Source organism: Paenibacillus sp. J53TS2 (assembly GCF_018403305.1).
GTDB classification, from domain to species: Bacteria; Bacillota; Bacilli; order Paenibacillales; family Paenibacillaceae; genus Fontibacillus; species Fontibacillus rhizolycopersici.
The window spans coordinates 138608-163119 of sequence record NZ_BOSK01000002.1 but is presented as its reverse complement, the minus strand read 5'-3'; the positions used below and the strand labels follow the sequence as shown (position 1 = coordinate 163119).

General features: G+C 54.7%; 26 protein-coding genes and 1 riboswitch. Of the genes, 23 read left to right on the top strand and 3 right to left on the bottom strand.

Going from position 1 to position 24512, the window contains the following annotated elements:
* Position 1 precedes the first annotated feature (1 nt).
* The 6 genes from KJS42_RS05325 to glyA all read left to right on the top strand — a co-directional run bounded on the left by KJS42_RS05325 (position 2) and on the right by glyA (position 6153).
* On the top strand, positions 2-1240 hold the full coding sequence (locus tag KJS42_RS05325; protein WP_239484071.1) for an L-threonylcarbamoyladenylate synthase: 1239 nt from the start codon (positions 2-4) through the stop codon (positions 1238-1240).
* A gap of 19 nt (positions 1241-1259) precedes the next feature.
* Entirely contained in the window at positions 1260-2126 is an 867-nt protein-coding gene (locus KJS42_RS05320; protein ID WP_213622213.1) for a DUF72 domain-containing protein, read from the top strand.
* Between the two features lie 656 nt (positions 2127-2782).
* Positions 2783-3343 (top strand): manganese efflux pump MntP, encoded by a 561-nt coding sequence (locus tag KJS42_RS05315; RefSeq protein ID WP_155607655.1) that lies wholly within the window; start codon positions 2783-2785, stop codon positions 3341-3343.
* Between the two features lie 73 nt (positions 3344-3416).
* A complete protein-coding gene (locus tag KJS42_RS05310) occupies positions 3417-4001 on the top strand; it encodes a low molecular weight protein arginine phosphatase (RefSeq protein WP_155607656.1) in 585 nt (194 codons plus the stop codon).
* 49 nt (positions 4002-4050) lie between these two features.
* A riboswitch (ZMP/ZTP riboswitch) is annotated at positions 4051-4133 on the top strand.
* Positions 4134-4286: 153 nt separating this feature from the next.
* Positions 4287-4871, top strand: a complete 585-nt coding sequence (locus KJS42_RS05305) for a TIGR01440 family protein (protein ID WP_213622212.1) — start codon at positions 4287-4289, stop codon at positions 4869-4871.
* 34 nt (positions 4872-4905) lie between these two features.
* A complete protein-coding gene (gene glyA / locus KJS42_RS05300; protein ID WP_213622211.1) occupies positions 4906-6153 on the top strand; it encodes a serine hydroxymethyltransferase in 1248 nt (415 codons plus the stop codon).
* 62 nt (positions 6154-6215) lie between these two features.
* Here the strand turns inward: glyA and KJS42_RS05295 are convergent, their stop codons facing one another.
* From KJS42_RS05295 to KJS42_RS05285, 3 genes are read right to left on the bottom strand one after another with little or no spacing between them, the layout of a single operon-like run.
* Positions 6216-6989, bottom strand: a complete 774-nt coding sequence (locus KJS42_RS05295) for a class I SAM-dependent methyltransferase (protein ID WP_213622210.1) — start codon at positions 6987-6989, stop codon at positions 6216-6218.
* Positions 6986-7903: an NAD(P)/FAD-dependent oxidoreductase gene (locus tag KJS42_RS05290; protein ID WP_213622209.1), complete on the bottom strand. Its 918-nt coding sequence runs from the start codon at positions 7901-7903 to the stop codon at positions 6986-6988. Before KJS42_RS05290 ends, KJS42_RS05295 begins: the two co-directional genes overlap by 4 nt.
* A 58-nt stretch (positions 7904-7961) precedes the next feature.
* The gene (locus KJS42_RS05285) at positions 7962-8453 is read right to left on the bottom strand and encodes an RrF2 family transcriptional regulator (RefSeq protein ID WP_213622208.1); all 492 of its coding nucleotides are present in this window, start codon (positions 8451-8453) and stop codon (positions 7962-7964) included.
* Positions 8454-8729: 276 nt separating this feature from the next.
* On the opposite strand from KJS42_RS05285, the gene upp reads away from it, so the two are divergent.
* The 17 genes from upp to KJS42_RS05200 all read left to right on the top strand — a co-directional run bounded on the left by upp (position 8730) and on the right by KJS42_RS05200 (position 24247).
* A complete protein-coding gene (upp, locus tag KJS42_RS05280) occupies positions 8730-9359 on the top strand; it encodes a uracil phosphoribosyltransferase (RefSeq protein WP_155607662.1) in 630 nt (209 codons plus the stop codon).
* A gap of 495 nt (positions 9360-9854) precedes the next feature.
* On the top strand, positions 9855-11009 hold the full coding sequence (wecB, locus tag KJS42_RS05275) for a non-hydrolyzing UDP-N-acetylglucosamine 2-epimerase (RefSeq protein ID WP_280516399.1): 1155 nt from the start codon (positions 9855-9857) through the stop codon (positions 11007-11009).
* 181 nt (positions 11010-11190) lie between these two features.
* Positions 11191-11436 (top strand): AtpZ/AtpI family protein, encoded by a 246-nt coding sequence (locus tag KJS42_RS05270; protein ID WP_155607695.1) that lies wholly within the window; start codon positions 11191-11193, stop codon positions 11434-11436.
* Positions 11429-11809: an ATP synthase subunit I gene (locus KJS42_RS05265; protein WP_213622207.1), complete on the top strand. Its 381-nt coding sequence runs from the start codon at positions 11429-11431 to the stop codon at positions 11807-11809. Before KJS42_RS05270 ends, KJS42_RS05265 begins: the two co-directional genes overlap by 8 nt.
* 31 nt (positions 11810-11840) lie before the next feature.
* Positions 11841-12662, top strand: a complete 822-nt coding sequence (atpB, locus tag KJS42_RS05260; protein WP_155607664.1) for a F0F1 ATP synthase subunit A — start codon at positions 11841-11843, stop codon at positions 12660-12662.
* A 121-nt stretch (positions 12663-12783) separates the two neighbouring features.
* A complete protein-coding gene (gene atpE / locus KJS42_RS05255; protein WP_009223739.1) occupies positions 12784-13008 on the top strand; it encodes a F0F1 ATP synthase subunit C in 225 nt (74 codons plus the stop codon).
* Positions 13009-13121: 113 nt separating this feature from the next.
* Entirely contained in the window at positions 13122-13610 is a 489-nt protein-coding gene (atpF, locus tag KJS42_RS05250; protein ID WP_155607665.1) for a F0F1 ATP synthase subunit B, read from the top strand.
* Positions 13607-14155, top strand: a complete 549-nt coding sequence (locus KJS42_RS05245; protein WP_155607666.1) for a F0F1 ATP synthase subunit delta — start codon at positions 13607-13609, stop codon at positions 14153-14155. Before atpF ends, KJS42_RS05245 begins: the two co-directional genes overlap by 4 nt.
* A gap of 15 nt (positions 14156-14170) precedes the next feature.
* Positions 14171-15685, top strand: a complete 1515-nt coding sequence (gene atpA / locus KJS42_RS05240) for a F0F1 ATP synthase subunit alpha (protein WP_155607667.1) — start codon at positions 14171-14173, stop codon at positions 15683-15685.
* Between the two features lie 293 nt (positions 15686-15978).
* Positions 15979-16842, top strand: coding sequence for an ATP synthase F1 subunit gamma (atpG, locus tag KJS42_RS05235; RefSeq protein ID WP_155607668.1), 864 nt, complete (start codon positions 15979-15981; stop codon positions 16840-16842).
* 34 nt (positions 16843-16876) lie between these two features.
* Positions 16877-18268, top strand: coding sequence for a F0F1 ATP synthase subunit beta (atpD, locus tag KJS42_RS05230; RefSeq protein WP_155607669.1), 1392 nt, complete (start codon positions 16877-16879; stop codon positions 18266-18268).
* 59 nt (positions 18269-18327) lie between these two features.
* On the top strand, positions 18328-18747 hold the full coding sequence (locus KJS42_RS05225) for a F0F1 ATP synthase subunit epsilon (RefSeq protein WP_193417117.1): 420 nt from the start codon (positions 18328-18330) through the stop codon (positions 18745-18747).
* A gap of 277 nt (positions 18748-19024) precedes the next feature.
* Entirely contained in the window at positions 19025-19276 is a 252-nt protein-coding gene (locus KJS42_RS05220; RefSeq protein WP_155607671.1) for a DUF1146 family protein, read from the top strand.
* A 244-nt stretch (positions 19277-19520) separates the two neighbouring features.
* Positions 19521-20864 carry a UDP-N-acetylglucosamine 1-carboxyvinyltransferase gene (gene murA / locus KJS42_RS05215; RefSeq protein ID WP_193417118.1) on the top strand — a complete coding sequence of 448 codons (1344 nt, stop codon included), beginning with the start codon at positions 19521-19523 and terminating at the stop codon, positions 20862-20864.
* A 162-nt stretch (positions 20865-21026) separates the two neighbouring features.
* Positions 21027-21401, top strand: coding sequence for a winged helix-turn-helix transcriptional regulator (locus tag KJS42_RS05210; protein WP_155607673.1), 375 nt, complete (start codon positions 21027-21029; stop codon positions 21399-21401).
* Between the two features lie 474 nt (positions 21402-21875).
* Positions 21876-23399: a stage II sporulation protein D gene (gene spoIID / locus KJS42_RS05205; protein ID WP_244868389.1), complete on the top strand. Its 1524-nt coding sequence runs from the start codon at positions 21876-21878 to the stop codon at positions 23397-23399.
* A gap of 101 nt (positions 23400-23500) precedes the next feature.
* Positions 23501-24247 (top strand): M23 family metallopeptidase, encoded by a 747-nt coding sequence (locus KJS42_RS05200; RefSeq protein ID WP_155607674.1) that lies wholly within the window; start codon positions 23501-23503, stop codon positions 24245-24247.
* Positions 24248-24512 lie beyond the last annotated feature (265 nt).

Here is a 24512-nt window from a genome sequence, read left to right as displayed (position 1 = left end):
AATGAACCGAAATGAATCTATTGAAAATAAAGCCCGCGGCGCAGTGGATTTGCCCGCTCTGGGAGAGGTGGCTGCAAAGTCGACACGTTCGTGGAGGGTAGAGCCTGGGACGGGGTTCGCGACCTCTGGGGAACAAGTTGCTGATGCCGGCGTGTCGGAAGTTCCGGCGGCGGGGGGGGAGGCGGCGGCCCTGAAGGAAGCCGCCGCGGTGTTAGCCTCTGGCGGGACGGTGGCGTTTCCGACGGAGACGGTGTACGGGCTTGGCGCGGATGCGCGGAATACGGCGGCGGTGGAGGCGATTTTTGCCGCCAAGGGCCGCCCCTCCGATAATCCGCTGATCGTGCACATCGCCGACATGAGCCAGCTGAACGGACTCGTCACGGAAGTGAACGAGACGGCACGGCGGCTCATGGAGGCGTTCTGGCCCGGGCCGCTGACGCTGGTGCTGCCCGTGGCCGAAGGCGCCGTCTCGCCGCGCGTGACGGCGGGGTTGTCCACCGTGGGCGTGCGCATGCCCGCCCACGACGTGGCGCTGCGGCTGATCGCCGCAGCGGGGTGCCCGGTGGCGGCGCCCAGCGCCAACCGGTCGGGGCGACCGAGCCCCACGCTGGCGAGCCACGTGGGCGAGGACCTGTCCGGCCGCATTGACGGCATCGTCGACGGCGGGCCCACCGGGGTGGGCCTGGAGTCGACGGTCGTGGAAGCCGGCCGGGACGGAGTTGTCACCGTGCTCCGCCCAGGCGGGATCACGGTAGAGCAGCTCGCCCGCGTCGCAGGCGCGGGCGTGCGGCTGGACGCCGCCCTGCAGCCGGAGGCGGAAGCGGGCGGCGGAGCGGCCCCGGGCCCGGCGGCTGCGCCTCGCGCGCCGGGCATGAAGTACACGCACTACGCGCCGCAGGGCGTGCTGCGCATTGTGCGCGGGTCCGCCGACCGGGTGGCGGACCGCATACGGGCCGAGCTCGCGGCGGCCGCGGCGCGCGGAGAGAAGACGGGCGTGCTCGCCTTCGACGAGCGCCTCCCGTCTTACCGCGCCGACTGCGCGCTATCGCTCGGCCGCGAGGCCGAGCTGGAGACGGCAGCGCACCGTCTCTACGCTGCGCTCCGCCGCTTCGACGAATGCGGCGTCACTTACATCCTCGCCGAAGCCTGCCCCGAGGAGGGGCTTGGCTCGGCGGTGATGAACCGGCTGCTGAAAGCCGCCGGTCACCGGGTGATCGAGGCCGGCGGAGATTTGGATTAGGGCAGGGGGTGAGACGGACATGATCCGTATCGGCCTGGCCGGCTGGGGGGATCATGACGATTTATATCCTGCCCGGACGCCGGCCAAAGACAAGCTCGCTTGGTACGCGAAGTATTTTGATGTGGTGGAGGTCGACAGCTCTTTTTACGCTGTGCTGGGAGAAGAAGTGTATCGCCGTTGGTTGGCGGAGACACCGCCAGATTTCACGTTTATTATCAAGGCTTATCAGGGGATGACCGGCCATAGTCGGGGCAAATCGCCGTTTGGCGGGCCGGGCGATATGTTCCAGGCTTATCTGAACTCGATCCGCCCGGTGGTGGAAGCCGGTCGGCTTAAGGCCGTGATGTTCCAATTCCCGCCCTGGTTCGACTGTACGCCGGAGCATGTCCGGCAGTTACGGGCTATCCGCAAATGGATGGGGAACTTGCCGGTGGCACTGGAATTTCGCCATCAAAGCTGGTTCGCGGGGGACAACCAGGAGCGCACGCTGGATTTCATGCGGCAAGAGGGTTGGATTCATATCGTTTGCGATGAACCCCAGGCGGGGCAAGGTTCAGTCCCTACAGTGCTGGAACCGACGGATGCCGAATTGACGATCGTCCGTATGCACGGCCGAAATGCCGTGGGCTGGAGCCAAGCGGGCGCATCCAATTGGCGGGAGATCCGCACGTTATACCGCTACTCTCGAGAGGAGCTTCTAGAGTGGACCGAGATGCTAATCCAGTTACTCGGGAAAGGGACGAACGAGATCTGCATGCTCTTCAACAACAACTCCGGCGGGGATGCGGCTGTTAACGCCCTGGGGATGATGGATTTGCTGGGTCAATCGCCACGCGAGCTTCCGCCGCGTCAGATGGATCTGTTTGGCGGCTGGGAGGATGGATGAGCGGATTCCTTAACCAGATGAATCGTTGAAAGGGATATTAGTCCACATCGTTCGTTTGCAGCTCGTTTGGCGCTGGATTGCGAAAATAGCGGTATAAAGTGGCGTTATTTATAGAGAGGGAGCCTCGTATTGGGGAAATAGCGGTATTTTAGGACGTTATTTCTACGGATATCGGGGTGCCAGCCTCCTAAGGAGGGGAATAGCGCCACGAATTACCGCTATTTCTATGAAAACCTCGGATTTCGAGAAAATAACGCCACGAATTACCGCTATTTCACAGACAGGCGGGGCGAGCGGGGGGGATTGTAACGCCAAGGGGTTACCCTCACGGCTTGCCCTCGAGCGGACAGCCTCACGGCTCGCTCATACTCGCGCGGATAGCCTCACGGCTTCGCTCATACTCGCGCGGACAGCCTCGTGGTTCCGCCCTCCCCGCCGCCCCATCCCCCTATCCTGCCACTCAAGCCCCCACGCCTTACACTCCCGGTCCGCTCACTCGATCCGCCCATCTCCTCCTCACAAGTTTTGATAGAACTCCAGCAAGGCCGCTAACCGTTTTCCGCCATAATCTCCCAATCCCGCTCTTTCGCCAAGTCATGAACCGGGACCTGTCCGCATATGGTTGTACAAAAGACTGGACAAAAGGGGATTCTGTTATGACGGAGGCTTATGAGCGGCTGGGAGAGCTGTTGACGATCCTGCTGATGGCGGCTGCGTTAGGGATGGATGCGTTATCGCTGGGCGTCGGTATCGGCATGAAGGGGGTCCGGCGCAAGGACGCGCTCCGCATCGGAACGATGGTCGCTCTCTTTCACGTACTTATGCCTCTTCTTGGTATTGCGGCGGGGCAATATGTCGGCGCGCTGCTGGGAAGCCTGGCGCGGTATGCCGCGGGAGGGCTGCTGTTCCTGCTCGGAGCCCATATGATCCTCAGTTCGATTAAAGGCAGCGGGATGCAGTCGATTAACCACCGAACCTGGTTTGGCGTGCTGCTGTTTTCGCTTAGCGTCAGCATCGATTCCTTTTCCGTGGGCGTGTCACTTGGGATGTTCCATGGAGATTGGCTGCTGACCGTCCTGGCCTTCGGTTTTTTTGGCGGCGTCATGTCTTTGGTGGGGCTTGCGATGGGGCGAGGCGTGGGGCGTTCGCTTGGCGATTACGGCGAGGCGGCAGGCGGGGCGATTTTGCTAGCTTTTGGATTGCTGTTCATCTTTTGAAACTACGGCTTTTCGTGTTAAAATAAAGGTCCAAACGCGGGATTGCTCCCGCTTAACCTGGAGGTGAAAGGGCATGCGCATCTTATTTGTTTGTACCGGGAATACCTGCCGCAGCCCGATGGCCGAAGGCATGCTGCGTAAGCTGGCGCGAGACCGGGGGCTGGATGTGCAGGTTCGTTCGGCCGGCGTGGCCGCCATGAAAGGCAACACCATTTCCCATCATGCGGGAGCCGTTTTGCGGGATCGGGGGATCACGGATGCCTTTGAATCCACCCCTTTATATGCCGAATTGGCGGATTGGGCCGATCTGATCCTGACGCTGACGCAAGGGCATAAACGACAGGTTGTTCATTCTTTTCCGGAGACAGCTGATAAAATATTCACGTTAAAAGAGTACGTCGAGGACGACGTCTCCATTATAGCCAATCTGGAGGAGTTCCGGCGGTTGGCGGCGGACCGGGAGTTGGCCCGGGCGCTGGGCAGCGAGTGGTCTGCGGCGCAGCAACGACGGCTCGATGAGCTGCAGCAACGGTTGCCGGCCTACGACATTTCCGATCCGTTTGGCGGTTCGCGGGTGGATTACGACCGGGCGGCAGCCGAGATTGGGGCCGCACTGGAGAAGCTGATCGCCAAACTGGAGCGCGGCGAGGGGCATTAAACCTGTTGCATTTGCCCCGTCGATGCTTTATTCTAAGAGCAGAAGATTTTAGTTCCGATGTAACTGGCGACAAGAGTGGATCAAACCACGATGGAGCATCGGATTATACGGCCGGTCGCCTGGGCAAAGAGCACGACGCGCGTGAGCTGCGTTATGCTCTTTTTTTGTTGGGTGGTCATGTGTTGTGGGGGAACATCCTCCGTTTGCGGCAAGCCTTTCTCTGTTATAATAAGGACAGACTATGTTTACATGTTCTTGGTTGGTGGAGAAAGGAGCGGGCATCAAATGGAGCAGGAAGAGCTCGGAACGATTCGGACGCAAGTGGCAGCGGTCGCGGAGGAAGTTGCCGCCGCAGCTAACCTGGGTCCGGGAAAACTGCTGGTCGTTGGAGCCAGCACCAGCGAAGTGGCGGGTAAACGAATCGGCACGGGCGGAGCTGAAGATATCGCGTCCGAGTTATGGGCCGGGATCGAGCAGGTCCGGGCTAAATATGGCTTCGACGTTGCGTTTCAATGCTGCGAGCATTTGAACCGTGCGCTGGTGGTTGAACGCACGGTGCTGGAGCGGCTTTCGTTGACGGAGGTAGCTGCGGTGCCTGTACCGATGGCGGGCGGATCGATGGCCGCGGCGGCCTATCGGCGTTTGTCGGCTCCGTGCCTGGCGGAGATGCTCGAAGCCCATGCCGGGATCGATATCGGCGAGACGTTAATCGGCATGCATTTGCGACGAGTGGCGGTGCCGTTTCGTCCTTCGTTGCGCAAGATTGGGCAGGCGCGCGTTACGGCAGCCACAACTCGTCCGAAGCTGATCGGCGGGGAACGGGCCGTTTACGCGCTTCCGCTGGATTCGGATTCCACACTTTGCGAGTAAGATGGGATATTCATTATAAGGGGGATAACGGAAGATGGAAAATTTGAGAAATCAAGATCCAGCGGTGCTGGAGGCCATGAATTTGGAGCTGAAGCGTCAGCGCAACAATATTGAGCTGATCGCTTCCGAGAACATCGTCAGCGAGGCGGTGATGGAAGCCATGGGTTCCGTGCTCACGAACAAATACGCCGAGGGATATCCGGGCAAACGCTATTACGGCGGTTGCGAACGTGTCGATATCGTGGAAAATATCGCTCGCGACCGGGCCAAAGAATTGTTTGGCGCCGAGCATGCGAACGTGCAGCCGCATTCCGGTGCGCAAGCGAACCTGGCGGTTTACCTTGCCGCGATCAACACCGGCGACACCGTGTTGGGGATGAACCTCGCGCACGGCGGTCACTTGACCCACGGCAGCCCGGTTAATGCGTCCGGCTTGTTCTATAATTTCGTGGCGTACGGCGTACAGGAAGATTCGTTCCTGATCGATTACGACGAAGTGCGCAAAGCGGCGTTTAAGCATCGCCCGCGCCTCATCGTGGCTGGAGCGAGTGCGTATCCGCGGATTATCGATTTCGAAAAACTAGCTTCCATCGCAAACGACGTGGGCGCTCTTTTCATGGTCGATATGGCGCATATCGCCGGACTCGTAGCTGCAGGACTGCATCCGAACCCGGTGCCGCATGCTCATTTTGTGACGACAACAACACATAAGACGTTGCGCGGTCCGCGCGGCGGGATGATTCTGTGCAAACAGCCATGGGCTGCTGCGGTTGATAAAGCGGTATTCCCGGGGACGCAAGGCGGGCCTCTGATGCACGTGATCGCTTCCAAAGCGGTTGCGTTGGGCGAAGCACTTCAGCCTTCTTTTAAAACCTATGCGGAAAACGTTGTGAAGAACGCCAAGGTTCTGGCGGAAACGCTGATGGCCGAAGGCTTGAACATTGTCTCCGGCGGCACGGATAACCACCTGATGCTGGTGGATACACGCAACCTGAACATCACGGGCAAAGACGCCGAGCATGTGCTCGACTCGATCGGGATCACCGTGAATAAAAACGCGATTCCATTCGACCCAACCAGTCCTTTCGTCACTAGTGGGATCCGGATCGGTACGCCGGCTGCTACATCGCGTGGCATGGATGAGGAAGCGATGAAGGAGATCGGCCGGATTATCGCGGTCGTGCTGAAATCGCCGAAGGACGAAGCGCTCCTGGACAAAACTAGCAAGCAAGTATCCGAGTTGACCGACCGTTACCCGCTGTACCCGAACCTAAAATATTAAGAACTTGACGTAACAAAGCCGGGGGCTAACTGCTCCCGGCTTTTTTGTGTTTAAGATGGAGGTTATTCCCTCTCTTTGATCGCCATGACGCGAAGTCGACTGGTATCCAGCATCCACTGACCTTCCTTATATAAAGCGGGTTTTGCGAGGGAGACTATGGCATCGTACAGGGGAGCTCTCTCAGAAGAAGGGATTCCGGTGAAAAAATAGTCAGCAAAGCTGTCGAGCCACTTTCTTACGGCCGCTTCCCCTTTCAGTGGTGTGGGAAGGTCGAGATGCCGGGCGAACGTAACGCGGAAGCCGACTCGTTCCAGCAGGCTAGCGTACTCCCCGATGCTGGGGTGATACCAAGGATTTCGCCCCTCCCAAGGATATCCATGTGTTTTCATCACCTGCTCGATAGCTCGGGTCAATGCGGCGACATTGCCTTTTCCCGCGAATTCGACTGCCAACCGGCCGCCTTTCCGCAGGGCGAGGCGGATCGTTTCGGTAACGGCAGGCGCATCCTGGATCCAATGCAAAGCGGCATGGGAAAATACGTCGTCATAATGTCTGTCGCTCCGGTAATGCCGAGCATCTCCGACTTGAAGGTCCAGCTCGGGATACCTCTGTTTCGCGCGATGGATCATTTCTTCGGATGCATCAATTCCGGTAGGGATGGCTCCGGCGGCAGCAATAGCTGCCGTGAGATCCCCATTCCCGCAGCCAAGGTCGAGAATACGTTCGCCCGGCAGCGGATGCAGCCAGGTTAACAGCTCGACGCCCGGTCTGGAGGTTGCATGCCGATGATCGTGAGAATTGGGTTTGCTTGTTGAGCGGTTAGGGGGGTCGTTCATCCGTTCCTCCTCCATGCCTCCAGATTCAGTTCATTATTCAGTGCCGCGGCGGCCATTGCTCCAGAGGAGGCTGCCGCGATGGCCTGGTGTCGCATCGTTACGGCGTCTCCGGCGCTAAATACTCCCGGTACGGTCGTTCTCCCCAATTCGTCAACGAGGATCGTTCCCGTTTCGGTGACCTGGCAACCCAAGGATTGGGGGAGGTTAGAGCCGATCGCCAGGTCGGGACGGAAGAAGATTCCCCTGCACGATATCGCTGTGCCATCCTCAAGTACAACTTGCCGCACAATCCCGTCTTCTGACTCGATGGAACGAATCTTTGCGTCGTGGAGAGGGACGCCGTGCTGCCGTAAATCCTCGCGATCCGCGTCCGTCAGCCCGTCAGGGCCGTTCGTGCATAACGTGAAGCGGTCCGTCCAACCGGAGATCAACGGGATGAAGTGCATGGCGTCTGCCCCTCTCGAAATGATAACCAGTGGCTCATCGCGTAATTCCCAACCGTCACAGTAGGGGCAAACGAAGGCGCTCCGACCATAAACCTCAGTGAGACCCGGGATATTCAGCGGTTGATCCTTCATGCCAACGGTGAACAGCAGCTTTTTGCTGCGGAGGGTGATTCCCTTGGCGGTTGTGATCTGGAAATGACCGTCCGCCCCGGCGGCGGATTGAACAGCTTCTTCAATAAATGTGATGCCGGGATAGCGGACGATTTGCTCCTTTGCAAGCCGTCGCAACTCACCCGGGGGAATTCCGTCGCGAGTAAGAAATCCGTGAGCCTCTCGCGTCACGCGGTTGCGGGGTTTTCCTTCATCGATCACTACCGCTTTCTTACGGGCTCTGCCCAACATGAGGGCGGCGTTTAAACCGGCGGGCCCACCTCCAATAATGACGGCATCATACAGAGTTTTATCCATCTTTACTGCACCTCCATAGATCTTTAATATCTATAATTAAACGACAAGAAGTGTCGGATCACTTCTTGTCCGCAAGGGATCTCCGAGCCGTAACGGCTGCATCAACCACCGATTGGATCGAATGCTCTTGCAAATACCGATTCAGTTGTTGCTCAGCGCCATCCATGACCTGCTTTACCAGGCATACGCATCGTGCTGGATCATGATCGGCTTGGCAACGGTCGTCGCGTTCTTCGTCAGCCAGCAAACGATGCTGATTCGATTCCATATTCGAACATTCGAATAAATGCTGCCGACCTTCGATGACTTGGATTACCTCAAGAAAGGTGATCTGATCTGCAGGCCGGGCTAACTCGTAACCGCCGTTCACCCCTGGTACCGCGCGGACGATGCCGTCCTGCCGCAGTTTGGACATGATTTTGGAGAGATAACTTTCCGACACGCCAAGCATTTCAGACAATGACTTGATACCGACGTTCTGGCGCCGTTCCGCATTCGCTAAGTGAATGAGGGCGTGCAGCGCATAATCGGTGCTTTTGGAATATTGCATGGACGGTCCCTTCCTTTGAATGATTATGGACTTGGTGTATCCATAATATCGGATTGGTATCCTGACTGTCAAGGGCTCACGGATGACTGGGGCTGATTGCAAGTGGGTTGCTTCATATATAAGCGGTTTCTTTTTGACGGCTTTGCAACATGTTGTAGCGAGGGTGAAAATGCCAACTTGGAGTGATATAATAGACAAGATTTGTGGAGCGTTCGAAGAATGGGAACGAGATGGCAAGTAAAGACTTAGCTATAAAAGCGGAGGGACGAACGAAATATGCGAAAATTGGTGGTATGCGATCACCCCTTGATTCAACACAAACTGACTTTTATCCGTGACATGCGGACTAACACGAAGGACTTTCGTGAACTGGTGGATGAAGTAGCTACCTTGATGGCGTACGAAATTACGCGGGAGATCCCGCTGGAGTCGATTAAAGTGCAAACGCCGGTGGCCGAGGCGGAGTCGAAGGTCATTTCCGGACGGATGCTGGGGCTCATTCCGATTCTCCGGGCTGGACTGGGTATGCTGGACGGGGTCTTGAAATTGCTCCCTGCGGCAAAAGTCGGTCATGTCGGGTTGTTCCGGGATCCGGAAACGCTGCAACCGGTGGAATACTACATCAAGCTGCCTACGGACGTACAGGAGCGTGAACTGATCGTGATCGATCCGATGCTGGCTACCGGGGGATCCGCCATTGCGGCAATTACCGCTTTGAAGAATCGCGGCTGTACCCAAATCAAGATGATGAACCTGATCGCTGCGCCGGAAGGTGTTAAGGCGGTCCATGATGTGCACCCTGACGTAGATATCTACGTGGCGGCTTTGGACAGCCACCTCAACGAACATGGCTATATCATTCCGGGCTTAGGCGATGCTGGCGACCGGTTGTACGGCACGAAGTAAACTAGTTTGGGTTGGAGACCGCTCTAACGGAACCCAAAGCCCTTATTTCGACCATTTCTCGTGTTTTATGATGCTAACGGAACCCAGGGCCCTTATTTGTCCTTTGGGCAACAATTTCGGGTCGTTTTCAGGTAAATAAGGTCTCCTAGTTCCGTTAGAATCGAAAACCTAGTGTTTTAGGTCAAATAAGGTCATCTGGTTCCGTTAACCAGTTGAATTCAAGATTCGATGTCAAAGTCGCTTCTTTGAACTTGCATCGCGATGGGAAGACGATTTTATAGGTTATCGTTTCAATCAAAGTTTTAAAATCGGGTTTCCAGCGTCGAGAAGGTTGGATAAAGCTAGGGAGGGAGTAGCGGAGCGTAGCTTGAGGCTACGTGAGCAACGGAACGACCGGCTGAATTCAAGATTCGATGTCGAAGTCGCTTCTTTGAACTTGCATCGCGATGGGAAGACGATTTTAAAACATCCTCTATAAGGAAGGAATTGAGTAGGGTGGGTAAGATTAAGGTAATGACCATCTTCGGCGTCAGACCCGAAGCGATTAAGATGGCACCGTTGATTCTCGAGCTCCAGAAGCATCCTGAGCAGATCGAATCGATCGTTTGCGTGACGGCCCAGCATCGGGAAATGCTCGACCAGGTATTGGACGTTTTTAAGATCGTCCCGGATTATGATCTGGATGTCATGAAGCCGAATCAGACGCTGAACGAAATTACGATTCGCGTGCTTCAAGGGTTGGAAGGCGTCCTCAAAGAGGCCAAGCCGGATATCGTGCTGGTGCACGGGGATACATTGACCACATTCCTGGCGAGTTATGCCGCCTTCCTGCAGCAAATTAAGGTGGGGCATGTCGAAGCCGGCCTGCGTACTTGGAACAAGTTGTCGCCTTATCCGGAAGAAATGAACCGTCAGTTGACCGGCGTTTTGGCCGATCTGCACTTTGCTCCGACGGATTGGTCGGCAAGTAATTTGCGCAAGGAAAATAAGCCGGAGTCAGCTATATATGTCACAGGCAACACGGTTACGGATGTGTTTCAATATACAGTACAGCCGAATTACACGAACTCTGTGCTGGACTGGGCCGCCGGAAAGCGGCTTATTTTGATGACGGCGCACCGTCGCGAATCGCAAGGCGAACCGCACCTGAACATTTTCCGTGCCGTGAAGCGAATTGCCGATGAGTTCGAGGATGTAGCCATCGTGTATCCGGTCCACCCAAGCCCTGCGGTGAGGGAGCCGGCTTACGAAACTTTGGGGAATCACCCTCGTATTAAACTTATCGATCCTTTGGATGTAGTGGATTTGCACAACTTCTATCCTCATACGCATTTGATACTTACGGATTCGGGCGGTTTGCAGGAAGAAGCGCCTTCTTTTGGCGTTCCGGTGCTTGTGCTTCGCGATACGACGGAACGTCCCGAAGGGATCGAAGCGGGAACGCTGGAATTGGTCGGCACAAATGAGGAGATGGTTTATGAGCGGACAAAGGCGTTGCTCAGCGATCAGAACTTGTATGAATCGATGAGCCGGGCAGCAAATCCGTACGGCGATGGAAAGGCATCGCAAAGAATTGTCAATGCGATATGTCACCATTTCGGATTTTCGGATCAGCGTCCGGAGGAATTTCACAGAAAGTTCACAAACTAACGAAAATTTGTTTTGATCGCGAGCCTAAAAAAGTATACAGTATTACTGTACGCTGTATGCGTTTTATTCAGGATGGCAAGGGCAAATTTAGCATTTCAAGGCTTTAAATCACTAAAAAACCTCAATTGACAAGATCTCTTCACAATTAGTAAAATAAATTGGGATTATTAGGGTGATTGAAATGGAAGACCCGACAAAACCTGGTAAAAACAACAACAGCGTTGGAAAGGCTGTCGCTGTGGTAACCGCTTTAGGAATGAACTTTGCCGTATGCGCTGTAGGAGGTTACTTCCTTGGCACCTGGATGGATAAGCTGTGGTTCAAGAACGGCCTGGGCATTGGTTTGGGCGTTTTGATCGGTATTGCAGCGGGCATCCTTGGCATCGTCGCTCTGATTAAGTCGGTTGTGGGGGGAAATAATGGATGAGCTGTCGAAATACAGCCGTGCTTTGACAGCCGGAACCCTAGGTTTCTTGGCCCTGTGTTTTCTCGGAGGCGCTTTATTGCCGAAAGTTCAGAGCATTATGCTTGGCATTGCGCTCGGCTCAGCAGTAAGCTGGATTAATGCGGTTTACCTCAGCCGTAAGGTCCGGCAGGTACTGGATGCCGCGGTAAACGGCGGTTCGAAGCGGTTGAACATGGGGTTTCTGACCCGTACGGCACTGGCGGTTCTGGCGGTATTTGCCGCTATGAAATTTCCGCAGCATCTCAATGTGTATGCGGTTGCCGGCAGTCTGGTTTTTGCGCAATTTTTGCTTCTTTTTATAGGCATTCGTTTTTCTCGTAAGCCTGAGGCTTGAAACATTCAACTTGGAATGGGGGTGAGAAAACATGCATGAAGCTCCGGTCATAGAATTGGGCGGCCTACATATAGACCTGTCCGTTATTTTGATGCTGGTAGTGACTTGCACGATCGTGTTTGTTGTTGCCCGCCTGGCGACGCGGAACTTATCCGTAGAGAATCCTGGAAAGTTGCAAAATTTCTTGGAATGGGCGGTCGAATTCGTTCAGAACATGATTTCCAGCACCATGGATCTAAAGAAAGGGAAACCATTCCTCTCCTTGGCCATGACGATGATTATGTTTATTTTTGTCGCAAATATGCTCGGACTACCGTTTGGTGTCGTCACGGAGTATGATAATCCGGCAAAAGCAACCATCTTCGGTCAAGAAATTACCTCGGTGACCACAGTGCTTGCGGAAGAACACGCGAAGCATCCGGGTGAGGAAGCACATGCCGAGGTAGCCTGGTGGAAATCTCCTACGGCCGATCTCAGCGTGACGATGGCGCTTGCGTTACTGGTATTCGTCATATCTCACGGTCTTGGGATGATCAAGAATACCAAAAATTATTTCAAGCATTATGTACAGCCGTATCCGTTTTTCCTACCGATTAACATCATTGAGCAGTTGTCGAAGCTGCTGACGCATGGCGTTCGTCTATACGCGAACATCTTTGCGGGCGAGGTGCTGATCTCCACGATCATGACTTTGGCCAAAGCAAGCGTGATCGGCGCAATCTTCTCCGTTCCGTTGCTGATGGTTTGGGATGGATTCAGTATTTTCGTCGGTGCGATTCAAGCTTTTGTCTTTGTCATCTTGATGATGGTGTACATCTCGCAAAACCTCGAAAGCCACGAGGAAGAGCATTAATCGGGGAGTTTGGATTCCCGCGCTTCAAAGATAAGCTAAGTTTCAAGTTACGGATTGGAGAACGACTTCAACCTGACTGAACTATAAAAATTTGATTTTACTTTTAAGGAGGATATACAAAATGGGAGCAATGGCATTATTGGCAGCAGCTATCGTAGCAGGTTTGGGCGCGTTTGGCGCAGCGCTGGGTAACGGTATGGTTATCAGCAAAACGGTGGAAGGGATCGCGCGTCAACCTGAAGCGAAATCCACTCTGCAAACGACGATGTTTATCGGCGTTGGTTTGATCGAGGTACTTCCGATCATCGGCGTGGTCCTGGCGTTCATGTTCTTTGGTCAGGCTTAATCGAATTTTCAAAAAGAAATGGCGGGGAAGGCCACAGCCGTCCACGCCTTCTTTTTAGCCCGGGCAGGGCGATACGCGAATGCGGATAGGCTTCGGAAAGGAGTGACTTAAGTTTGGAAATCGTATGGGAAAACACCGTCATCGCGTTGATCGCGATCGGGATTTTATACTTCTTATTGAACAAATACGCTTTCGGTCCGTTGTTGTCCGTGATGGAGAAACGTCGCGAACTCGTGCAACAACAGCTAAGCGAAGCGGCGCAAACTCGCGAGCAGGCAACTGCCTTTGTAGAGGAGCAAAAAGCGGCCCTTCAGCAAGCGCGCAAAGAGGCGTATGACATTATCGAGCAATCCAAGCAAACGAGCAGCAAGCAAGCCGCTCAAATGCTGGATCAAGCTAAGGACGAAGCAACCCGCTTGAAAGAGGAAGCGGTACGCGACATTCAGAACGAGAAGAACCGTGCTGTGGAACAGCTTCGCAGCGAAGTCGGCGCCGTGTCGGTGAAGATCGCATCCAAGTTGATCGAGAAAGAGGTCAGCGAAGAAGGCGTTCAAGGCGAATTGGTCGACAAGTACCTTAAAGAGGTCGGTGGCCGCTCATGAGCCGCGAGACCGTAGCCGCAAAACGGTATGCCAAAGCGTTATATGAAATTGCCGCGGCGGAAGGCCGGACGCTAGAGGTCGAAGAAGAATTGAAGGCGCTGGCGGCTGCTTTTCAGGCTGGGGATGACATCGAGCATTTCATCGCCTCGCCGAAAATTACGGAAACCGCCAAATGGGAAGCCATTTCCCGCGCGATTGAAGGCAAACTGTCCAAACCCGTAGTTTCTACGGTGAAGCTTCTGGTGGAACGCGGAAGAATCGGACTCCTGCCAGAGCTGGTGGACGCTTACGTGAGCATTTCCGGCGAAGCGCTGGGGCTTGCTAACGCAGTGGTTACGACCACGTACCCGTTAAACGAGGACGAGAAGCAGCAAGTTGCTGCGGAGTTCGGCGCACTCGTGAAGAAGAAGATTCGGGTCGAGAATGTGATCGATCCATCGCTGCTTGGCGGGATGAAAGTGCGAATCGGCGATACGTTGTACGATGGAAGCTTGGCCGGGAAACTGGAACGGCTCGAAAAGTCTTTTCGAAGACAAGCACTGTAGATAGGGGTGAAACACTTGAGTATCAGACCTGAAGAGATCAGTACTCTGATTAAAAGTCAGATCGAACAATATAAATCGGAAATCGAAGTGGCCGAAGTCGGCACCGTTATTCAAGTTGGTGACGGTATCGCCCGTGTCCACGGACTAGAGAACGCCATGGCGAACGAGCTGCTCGAGTTTGAGAACGGCGTTTTTGGTCTTGCCCTTAACCTGGAAGAAAGCAATGTCGGTGTCGTTATCCTCGGCCCTTACAGCGAAATCCGTGAAGGCGACCAAGTGAAACGGACCGGACAAATCATGCAGGTTCCGGTAGGCGAGGCGATGTTAGGCCGCGTCGTGAACCCGCTCGGTCAGCCGATTGACGGCAAAGGACCGATCGAAACAACAGAATTCCGTCCTGTTGAGAATAACGCTCCAGGCGTTATCGACCGGAAATCGGTTCATGAACCGATGCAAACCGGGATCAAAGCGATTGACTCAATGGTTCCAATCGGTCGCGGACAACGGGAACTGATCATCGGTGACCGTCAAACCGGTAAAACGGCGATCGCCATCGATACGATCATCAACCAAAAAGGGAACGGCGTGAAATGTATTTATGTCGCCATCGGCCAGAAGCAATCCACCGTCGTTAACGTAGTGGAAACCCTTCGTCGCCACGGCGCGTTGGATTACACGATCGTCGTGTCGGCTTCCGCTTCGGAACCGTCACCACTCCTCTACATCGCTCCTTATGCCGGTGTAGCCATGGCCGAGTACTTCATGTACAAAGGCGAGCATGTCCTGATCATCTATGACGACTTGTCGAAGCAAGCTGCGGCTTACCGCGAATTGTCCTTGCTGCTTCGCCGTCCACCGGGCCGCGAGGCGTTCCCGGGTGACGTCTTCTACTTGCACTCCCGTTTGCTGGAACGTGCAGCTAAACTGAGCGACGAGCTTGGCGGCGGGTCGATCACGGCGCTTCCGTTTATCGAAACGCAAGCTTCCGACGTATCGGCGTACATTCCGACGAACGTCATTTCGATTACCGACGGCCAAATCTTCCTGGAGTCCGACCTGTTCTACTCCGGTCAACGTCCGGCGGTTAACGTTGGTATCTCCGTATCCCGGGTAGGCGGCTCCGCGCAAATTAAGGCAATGAAGAAGGTTGCCGGTACCCTGCGTCTGGACCTTGCCCAATATCGCGAGCTTCAAGCATTCTCCCAGTTCGGTTCCGATCTGGACAAATCGACGCAAGCCCGGTTGACCCGTGGTTCGCGGATGATGGAAATCCTGAAGCAAGGCGTAAACCAACCGCTGGCTGTCGAATTCCAAGTTGTCAGCTTGTACACAGCGGTTAAAGGTTTCCTGGACGATATTCCATTGGCCGACGTTCGCCGGTTCGAATCGGAATTCCTGTCCTTTGTCCAAAATCAGCATGGCGACGTGTTGCAATCGATCCGCGATACGAAGGATCTGACGGCAGACAACGAAACGAAGCTGAAAGAAGTTATCGAGCAATTCAAACGCGGTTTCGCGACTACGGCATAAATGTTCTTGCGGCACAAACCGGCCTTGGCTAAGCGCAACGCCGGTTTACGCCTGTGTGTAAAAAATACTTTGGGGATGCCAATTGAAACGGTTGAATGAATCCTTAAGCAAAAGGTTGAAATGATTCTGAAGAAGCGAAGCGTTCGCCTTTGTGAGCGGATTTCACCTATTTCTGAATTCGTCAATTCAAGAAATCCGCGAGCAACAGCGATCGTAAGAACATTTCAATATTGCAGCTTCATAGATTCATGCAATTGAATTTTGGCCACGCCAAAGTTTAAGGTGGTGAAATCATGGCAAAAGGGATGCGCGAAATCAAGCGTCAGATCAAAAGCGTTCAGAACACCCGGCAAATCACCAAAGCGATGGAAATGGTAGCTTCGGCGAAGCTGCGCAAAGCGCAGGAGAGAGCACAAGCCTCCCGTCCTTATGCGGAGAAGCTGAAAGAGGTCGTTTCCAGCATTGCTGCCGCCTCCCAAGGCGTCAGCCATCCGATGCTCGTGACGCGTCCGGTGAAGCGGACTGCTTACATCGTGATTACGTCCGACGGCGGTTTGGTCGGCGGATATAACGCGAATATTTTGCGGAAAGTGACGGATATGGTTCGTACCCGCCACGCTTCATCTTCGGAATACGAACTTTTCGTGATCGGCCGTAAAGGCAGAGATTATTTGAAGCGCCGTAACTATCCGGTGTCCCACGAAGTAACCGAACTCTCGGATACGCCGAGATTCGCCGACATCAAGTCTTTGACTTATGCGGCGGTGCAGGGCTTCGAAACCGAGCAATTCGACGAAATCTACGTTTGCTATAACCGATTTGTTAATGCGATTACCCAACTGCCGACCGTGGAGCGTTTGCTTCCGTTTGACTCTGTTGAGCATGAGGGTCTGGCCAGCAGCTATGAGTATGAACCTTCGCCTGAAGGGGTATTGGAAGTGCTGCTTCCGAAATATGCCGAAACATTGATCTTTGGTGCGCTTCTTGACGGTAAGGCGAGTGAGCTTGGCGCGAAGATGACTGCCATGGGCAGTGCGACCAAAAACGCGTCGAAGATGATCAATGAACTAACCCTGACGTACAACCGCGCTCGCCAAGCGGCGATTACGCAAGAAATCACGGAGATCGTTGCCGGAGCAAACGCAGCCCAAGGCTAATCGATCCGGAAGCAATTTTAGGAGGGAAACGAAGATGAACAAAGGACGCGTTGTCAGCGTAATGGGTCCGGTTGTTGACATCGAATTTCAGCGCGGTCAACTGCCGGAAATCTTCAACGCTATAAAAATTGAGAAGCAGGACAGCCAGTCTGCGCTGGTTCTGGAAGCTTCCAATCATCTGGGCGACAACCTCGTTCGTTGTATCGCCATGGCCTCGACGGACGGCCTTGTGCGCGGTACGGAAGCGATCGACTTGGGAGCGCCGATTTCGGTTCCGGTCGGAGAAGCAACGCTCAGCCGCGTGTTTAACGTGCTCGGCGAACCGATCGACAAGAAAGGCGCAGCCGCTACCGAACTGAAATATCCGATTCACCGCGAACCGCCGAAGTTCGATGAACTGTCGACGCAAGCGGAAATGCTGGAAACCGGGATCAAGGTCATCGACCTGCTGGCTCCTTATGCGAAGGGCGGTAAAATCGGCCTGTTCGGCGGCGCCGGCGTAGGTAAGACCGTAACGATCCAGGAATTGATCCGTAACATCGCCCACGAACACGGCGGGATTTCCGTATTTGCCGGCGTAGGGGAACGTACCCGTGAGGGGAACGACCTTTACATGGAAATGACGGAATCCGGCGTTATCGAGAAAACCGCGATGGTATTCGGACAAATGAACGAGCCGCCGGGTGCGCGTTTGCGCGTAGCCTTGACGGGCCTCACGATGGCTGAATATTTCCGCGACCAAGAAGGCCGCGACGTATTGCTCTTCATCGACAACATCTTCCGGTTTACGCAAGCGGGTTCCGAGGTATCGGCCTTGCTTGGACGGATGCCTTCCGCGGTAGGTTACCAACCGACGCTGGCAACCGAAATGGGCCAACTGCAAGAACGGATCACTTCCACCAAGAAAGGTTCCGTTACTTCGATCCAAGCGATTTACGTCCCTGCGGATGACTATACTGACCCGGCTCCGGCTACGACGTTTGCTCACTTGGACGCAACGACGAACTTGGAACGGAAAATTTCCGAAAAAGGGATTTTCCCGGCCGTGGACCCGCTGGCTTCCAGTTCGCGGATTTTGACGCCGGAAATCGTGGGCGAAGAGCACTATGCCGTAGCCCAAGGCGTGAAACAACTTTTGGCTCGTTATAAAGAATTGCAGGATATCATCGCGATCCTGGGTATGGATGAATTGTCCGACGACGATAAAACATTGGTGGCACGTGCCCGGAAGATCGAACGTTTCCTGTCGCAGCCATTTAACGTGGCTGAGCAGTTTACGGGGATCGCCGGTAAGTACGTGCCGATCGCGGAAACCGTACGCAGCTTCAAGGAGATTCTGGACGGCAAGCACGACGACCTTCCGGAAGCGGCGTTCCTGTTCGTAGGAACGATCGAAGAAGCCGTCGAAAAGGCGAAAACGCTGTAAATCCAAGCCGAATCCGGATGCTTCAGAAATGAACTGTCCCACGAACAGGAGGGATAAACTTGAGCAGCTTTTTATTGGAAATCGTTACGCCGGAGCATGTGGTGTACTCGAAAGAGGTGGACAGCCTGACGGTCCGCGGACTCGAAGGGGAGCTTGGCATCTTGCGAGGCCATATTCCACTCGTCACACCGCTGCAAGTTGCTCCAGTGGTTGCGAAAACCGGCAAGGAAACGACAACGATCGCGGTACACGGTGGTTTCATCGAAGTGCAAAGCGATAAAGTCATCGTGCTTGCCGAGAGTGCGGAGCTGCCGGAAGAAATCGACCTGGAGCGGGCCATTGCGGCCCGGGAGCGTGCGGAACGCCGATTGGCGGCTCGCAGCAACCAGGACCGAGTCGATCATCGCCGCGCAGAGCTGGCGCTGCAACGGGCGGTTACGCGGATCAACGTATCCAGCGACAACCGTCATAAGCAATAAATCTGCGGAATAACGGGCACCTTTGGGTGCCTGTTTTTTCTTGCAGAATGACATGACGATGACATTTAGGTGATAGATGAATTTGGAAACCTTTGCAAGGTGAAGAAAAGCTGGATTATTGCTGCGATGGCAAGTATGATATATAAGGTCTATATTTTTACAAGTTCATAACCGATATATATTACAAGGTTGTGAATCTTGGAGCAATGCGTTACAGATCAGGATTAACCGTTTAGGTACTTGCAGCATAAATATAAATGTGATGGGGGATTTAGTCATGAATCCAATCGACCAGGTAACGGCTTCGGTCGGTGTGGGCGGCTTGACAGCCATCCTCGTCTCCTTGGCATGCATTGCGTTGTCATGGTGGGCGCTGCAAAACTTGAAGCTGGATCTATTCATTCGTCACCCTAAGGGACCGCAAGGAAAGCTGCTGCAGCTGTTGCTCGCGGTGGTATTGGGGCGTTTTGTAGCCGCTTTTGTGATGGAGTATTGGGGATATACCCAAATGTTGAAGTACATGTTTTGATCAAAGCAATTTGTCGAATAACATCATTTCATTGTGTCAACAATGGTGAGTAAGGACTACGACTCGAGAGCATGTCCATAAACGGGGCAAGAGGCGATTTCTGCGCCAAAACACGCTTTTTCGACAGGATTAGAGCCTTGTGTGCCTTAAATGACCGGTGATATGATGAAATTTAGGGAATGAACAGGTTAATCTTTTTCCAAATCGGGAAAAAAGTGAAAATGAACGCGCGGAGGGAACCATGATGAGCAAATTTATCGTCCGCGGTGGCAATGTTTTGGCCGGGAACGTAAAAGTCAGCGGTGCTAAAAATTCAGTGCTACCGATCATTGCAGCGTCTTTATTGGGTGAAGAAGGGGTTAGCGTTATTCGAGATGCACCACCTCTAGACGATGTGATGACCATTAATAAAGTGTTAGAGTCGCTGGGAGCGGCCGTTACCTATGATCGGGAAGTCATTACGGTCGATGCGCGGCAAATCGCTTCATGCGAAGCGCCTTATGAGTGGGTGCGAAAGATGCGGGCGTCTTTTCTTGTCATGGGTCCGTTGTTGACACGGATGGGTTTCACCCGGATTTCCCTGCCGGGAGGCTGCGCGATCGGGACTAGACCGATTGACCAGCATTTGAAAGGCTTCGAAGCGATGGGCGCAGAGATCACCCTCGGTCACGGATTTATCGAAGCCAAAGCGAACGGCCGCCTCCGCGGCGCTAAAATTTATTTGGACGTTGCCAGCGTAGGTGCGACGGAGAATATCATGATGGCAGCAACCTTGGCAGAAGGCACGACCATCATTGAAAATGCGGCGAAGGAACCGGAAATCGTCGATTTGGCCAATTACCTGAACAGCATGGGCGCCGTTGTCCGTGGAGCGGGAACCGGCATGATCCGGATTGAAGGCGTCGAACGGTTGCACGGATGCGAACATACGGTGATTCCGGATCGGATCGAAGCCGGAACTTTTATGGTCGCTGCGGCGATTACCGGCGGGAATATTTTTGTTGAAGGGGCTATTGCGGATCACCTTGGACCGGTCATTTCCAAGCTCGAGGAGATGGGCGTAACGGTAGAAGCGCAAGAGAACGGAGTGCGAGTTATCGCCGACAAGCCGCTGAAAGCCGTTGACGTCAAGACGTTACCGTATCCTGGCTTCCCAACCGATATGCAGTCGCAAATGATGGCCTTGCTGTTGGTGTCCGAAGGCGCAAGCGTCATTACCGAGACGGTCTTCGAAAACCGCTTCATGCACGTGGATCAGTTCCGTTTAATGAGTGCCGACATTAAGGTGGAAGGACGCAGCGCGATCGTCTCCGGGGGCAGCAAGCTCAGCGGGGCCAAGGTTTGCGCCACCGACCTTCGTGCCGGAGCAGCTCTGATCCTGGCAGGATTGACGGCGGAAGGCACGACGGAAGTCAGCGGGACGCATCACATCGACCGCGGATACGTGGATCTGGCTGAGAAATTGTCCGGCTTAGGCGCTGACATTTGGCGCATTTCTGTCGAGGAGCCGGCTCCGGAAACCGAGAAGGTTTCGGCCAGTGTGAAAGAAGAAATTCCGGTATTGAAAATCCAGCCTTCTTGGGCCTGATGGATAAAGGAATAGGAGTACGGAGAAAACCATGCCGGGGGCGTGGTTTTTTTCATTTCTATAGCTGACTTGTGCACTCCCTCTAGTCGAACTATAATTGTTTGTATACGCAATAATGTAATGTAGATATCATTTGTATACTAACTGTGGAGGGATGCGGAAATGCGCGATCGTAAAAGCGGCTATGGCGTATGCCCCAATGACGAAGGATGTCCCGTCGAGTTCACGCTGGACGTGATCGGCGGTAAATGGAAAGGCGTCCTATTGTATCATTTGATTAATGGACCGATCCGATTCAACGAGTTCCGCCGGATCTGCCCGACGATCACTCAACGAATGCTGACGCTACAGTTGCGCGAACTGGAGGAGGACGGCATCGTGCATCGCGAAGTGTACCATCAGGTGCCGCCGAAGGTAGAGTACTCCTTAACGGAGTTTGGGCAGACCTTGATTCCGATTATTCAAAAGATGAAGGAATGGGGCGAGACCTACAAGAAGACGGCGCCGTTTCTGAATAAAACGGAAGTGCAAGGATAAGCGATTAGCGAAGGACCTGGGAAACCGGGTCTTTTTTTGTTGGGGAGGAACGGGTCTAAACGATCTTGGTCGGGCCAAGTCTAGCTAAATGTCATACAACAATATTGAAAGGCAGAGGCTAATTAATCCTCGAGATGTTGATAGTAATCCAACAATCGAATGCGAAGGAAGTAAAAGTAAGAGCTACCCGAGAGCGCCGTCAGGCGTTTTTTTAGTTTCAACGTAATAGGGGAGAAAACGGGTTCTAGCATTTTGCCAAAACTCATATCTATAAGTATAGCGGGTAAACGATATAAGGAGAGAAAAGCTAGGTTGCTAGCTCGCAGGCGTGATTAGCGTACAGCAGCACGAATAGAGGTGGAGGTAAACGAATCGATGCAGGAACGGTCCCAGGTAGTAAAAATAAATGTGGCGCCTCGCCGAGAGGAAAAGAACGGTAAGGAAGAGAGCAAGAAGTCCATAAACGTAGGAGGCGTGAGATCCGTAACGGAGAGGACGGAGAGACCCGTAAATCCAGGACTTGGGGGAACCGTGGCGGGCAGGACCGAGAGACCTGCAAACGTAGGAGACGGGAGACCCGTAACGGAGAAGACTGAAGGGGCTGTCAATACAGGAGGCGGGAAAAACGTTGCGGGCAGAACGGAGAGATCCGTAAATACGGGTCTCGGGGGAACGGCAGCGGGAGGCTTGGGTGAGGTGCGGGCCCGGGTGGTCCCACCGGGCCCGGCCCCACTGGCGGCACCTGGGTCGGTGCCGCCGGAGGGCCGCGTGCGCGTAAGCGTCCGCACGCGGCCAGGCCGCCCCATCTCCCGCAAGAGCAGCGGGAGATGGGGCGGCGGCGCAGGCGCCGCCCCCGTGGTGGCGGCGCTGATCGCGCTGGCGCTGCTGCTGCCAGCGCTCATCGCGTGGCGCGCGGCGCAGGCGCCAGCCGCGCGCCACGTGCCGGCGGCCACGGCGCAGACGCCAGCGTCTGCCGCCTTGCCGCCGGCGACGGAGCCGCGCCCGCAGGACGCGGCTCGCGCCGAGGCGCCGCCCGCGCTGCCGGAGGCCGCGGGCGGGACGCCGGTGCGCGTCTACCTCACGCGGACCGGCGCGGTCGAGACCGTGCCGCTCGAGCAGTACGTCACCGGCGTCCTTGCCGCCGAGATGCCGGCTGACTTCGAGCTCGCGGCACTGAAAGCGCAGGCCATCGCGGCGCGCACGTTTATCGTCCGGCGGCTGGCGGCCGGAGATACCGCAGGCACCGCGGGCGGCAAAGCCGACGTGAATGACACGGTGGAGCATCAAGTCTACCTCTCCCGCGCAGATCTGGAAGAGTGGCCTAGCCGAGGCAAAGCCGCACAGCTTGAGAAGCTGCGGCAGGCCGTCCGGCAAACGGAAGGGATCGTCATGACCTTTCGCGGACAGCCGATCACCGCTTCCTTCTTCTCTTCCAGCGGCGGCTATACAGAGAACTCCGAAGAGTATTGGTCGCTGAAAATCCCATACCTGCGGAGCGTGCCTAGCCCATGGGACGCGGCGATCAATCCCAAAAACCGCGAGACCGTCGAGATGTCGCTAGCCCAGCTATACGGCAAGCTGGGGCAGAAGGTGCCAGAACCGGTGCAGACGGCATTGGCTGCCCTGAACGAAGGGGATAATCATGCAAAGAAGACAGCCGGGGCGGTGAAAGCGAAGGCGGCAGCGGAGCTAAACGCAGCCAAGTTATTCAAGACACTTTCTTGGACCTCAGGACGCCGGGTCAAAGAGATTCGCATCGGCGAACAGGTCTACACCGGCCGCGAAGTCCGGGAGAAGTTGGACCTTCGTTCCAGTCAATTTACACTGGCGGTAAACGGAGATTCCGTGAAGATCACGACCTATGGCTATGGACACGGAGTTGGGATGAGTCAGTGGGGAGCCAACGGCATGGCGAAGGAAGGATATACGGCGACCCAAATTCTCAAACACTACTATACGGGGATCTCGTTTCAGCAGGCCTCTCATTTTATCAAGTAAACGCATGTAAAACGGCCATTCTCTTTTTCTGAAAAAAAAGTATAGAGCCGAAGTATAAAAGAGTTCGCCCCGGTAACACTGGTTACTGAGGTGATGAGCAAATGAATGAAAACCAGAAAAAAACAGGACACGAGGAATCTCCTAAAATTGGATTGGGAGAGCCGGTCAAACCGGTATCCGCGTGGAAGAGACTATTGTCGAAGAGATGGGTTTACCCGGCAGCGTATGTGGCGGCAGCGGCAATTATACTAACCTTAGTGTGGGTCTACCAGGATGCGAGCAACAAGCCTTTGGACTCGACCCCCGCCAGCGTGACCGACACTGTAAACTTGTCCGGCGAAGAGGAAGCCGCAACCGAGGAGGGAACGAAAGGGGAAGAAGCGACCGAAGTCATCGCCTCATCCGAAGATCTCACTTGGCCGGTGGCGAATGTCGCCGATGTGGCCGTCGTGAAGCCGTTCTATGAGAAAGAGGGTTCAGCCGAGGAACATCAGGCCGCCCTGGTACAGTACAACGACACGTTTACGCCGAACACCGGAATCGACTTGGCTCGTGAGGACCGCAAGCCATTCGAGGTAACGGCCGCCATGAGCGGGAAAGTGACGCGGGTTGAAGAAGTGCCGCTGCTCGGGTATGTCGTGGAAATTACCCACGCCAACAACCTGAAGACCGTGTACGAAAGCTTGGGCGAAGTGAAAGTGAAGAAGGATGCCGAAGTGAAGCAAGGCGACACGATCGGCAGCGCCGGCCGTAACGAAATGGAGAAGGACCTCGACAACCATGTCCATTTCACGATTTACGAAAACGGCGAGCTGGTCAACCCGGCAACCGTACTTCCGAAAAACTAACGGTAACCCATCCATCCAACTTATGGGACTGCAAGCCGATCCGGACATCCGGATAGCTGCAGCAGACAAGCGGAGAGCGAAGAGCTCTCCGTTTTTTTGTTCGCTCACGAATAGAGGCACCTCAGCCGTTTCACCTCCAAAGCATGAGCTTGTCCCGCCCTGCTGCACCTTCCCTCGAGGTGACCAAAGGTAAAATAAATGGCCTCGCTCAGGCTTGTCAGGCTTGAAAACAAAGAATATCTAGGCCCGCCCCTCATATAATGTA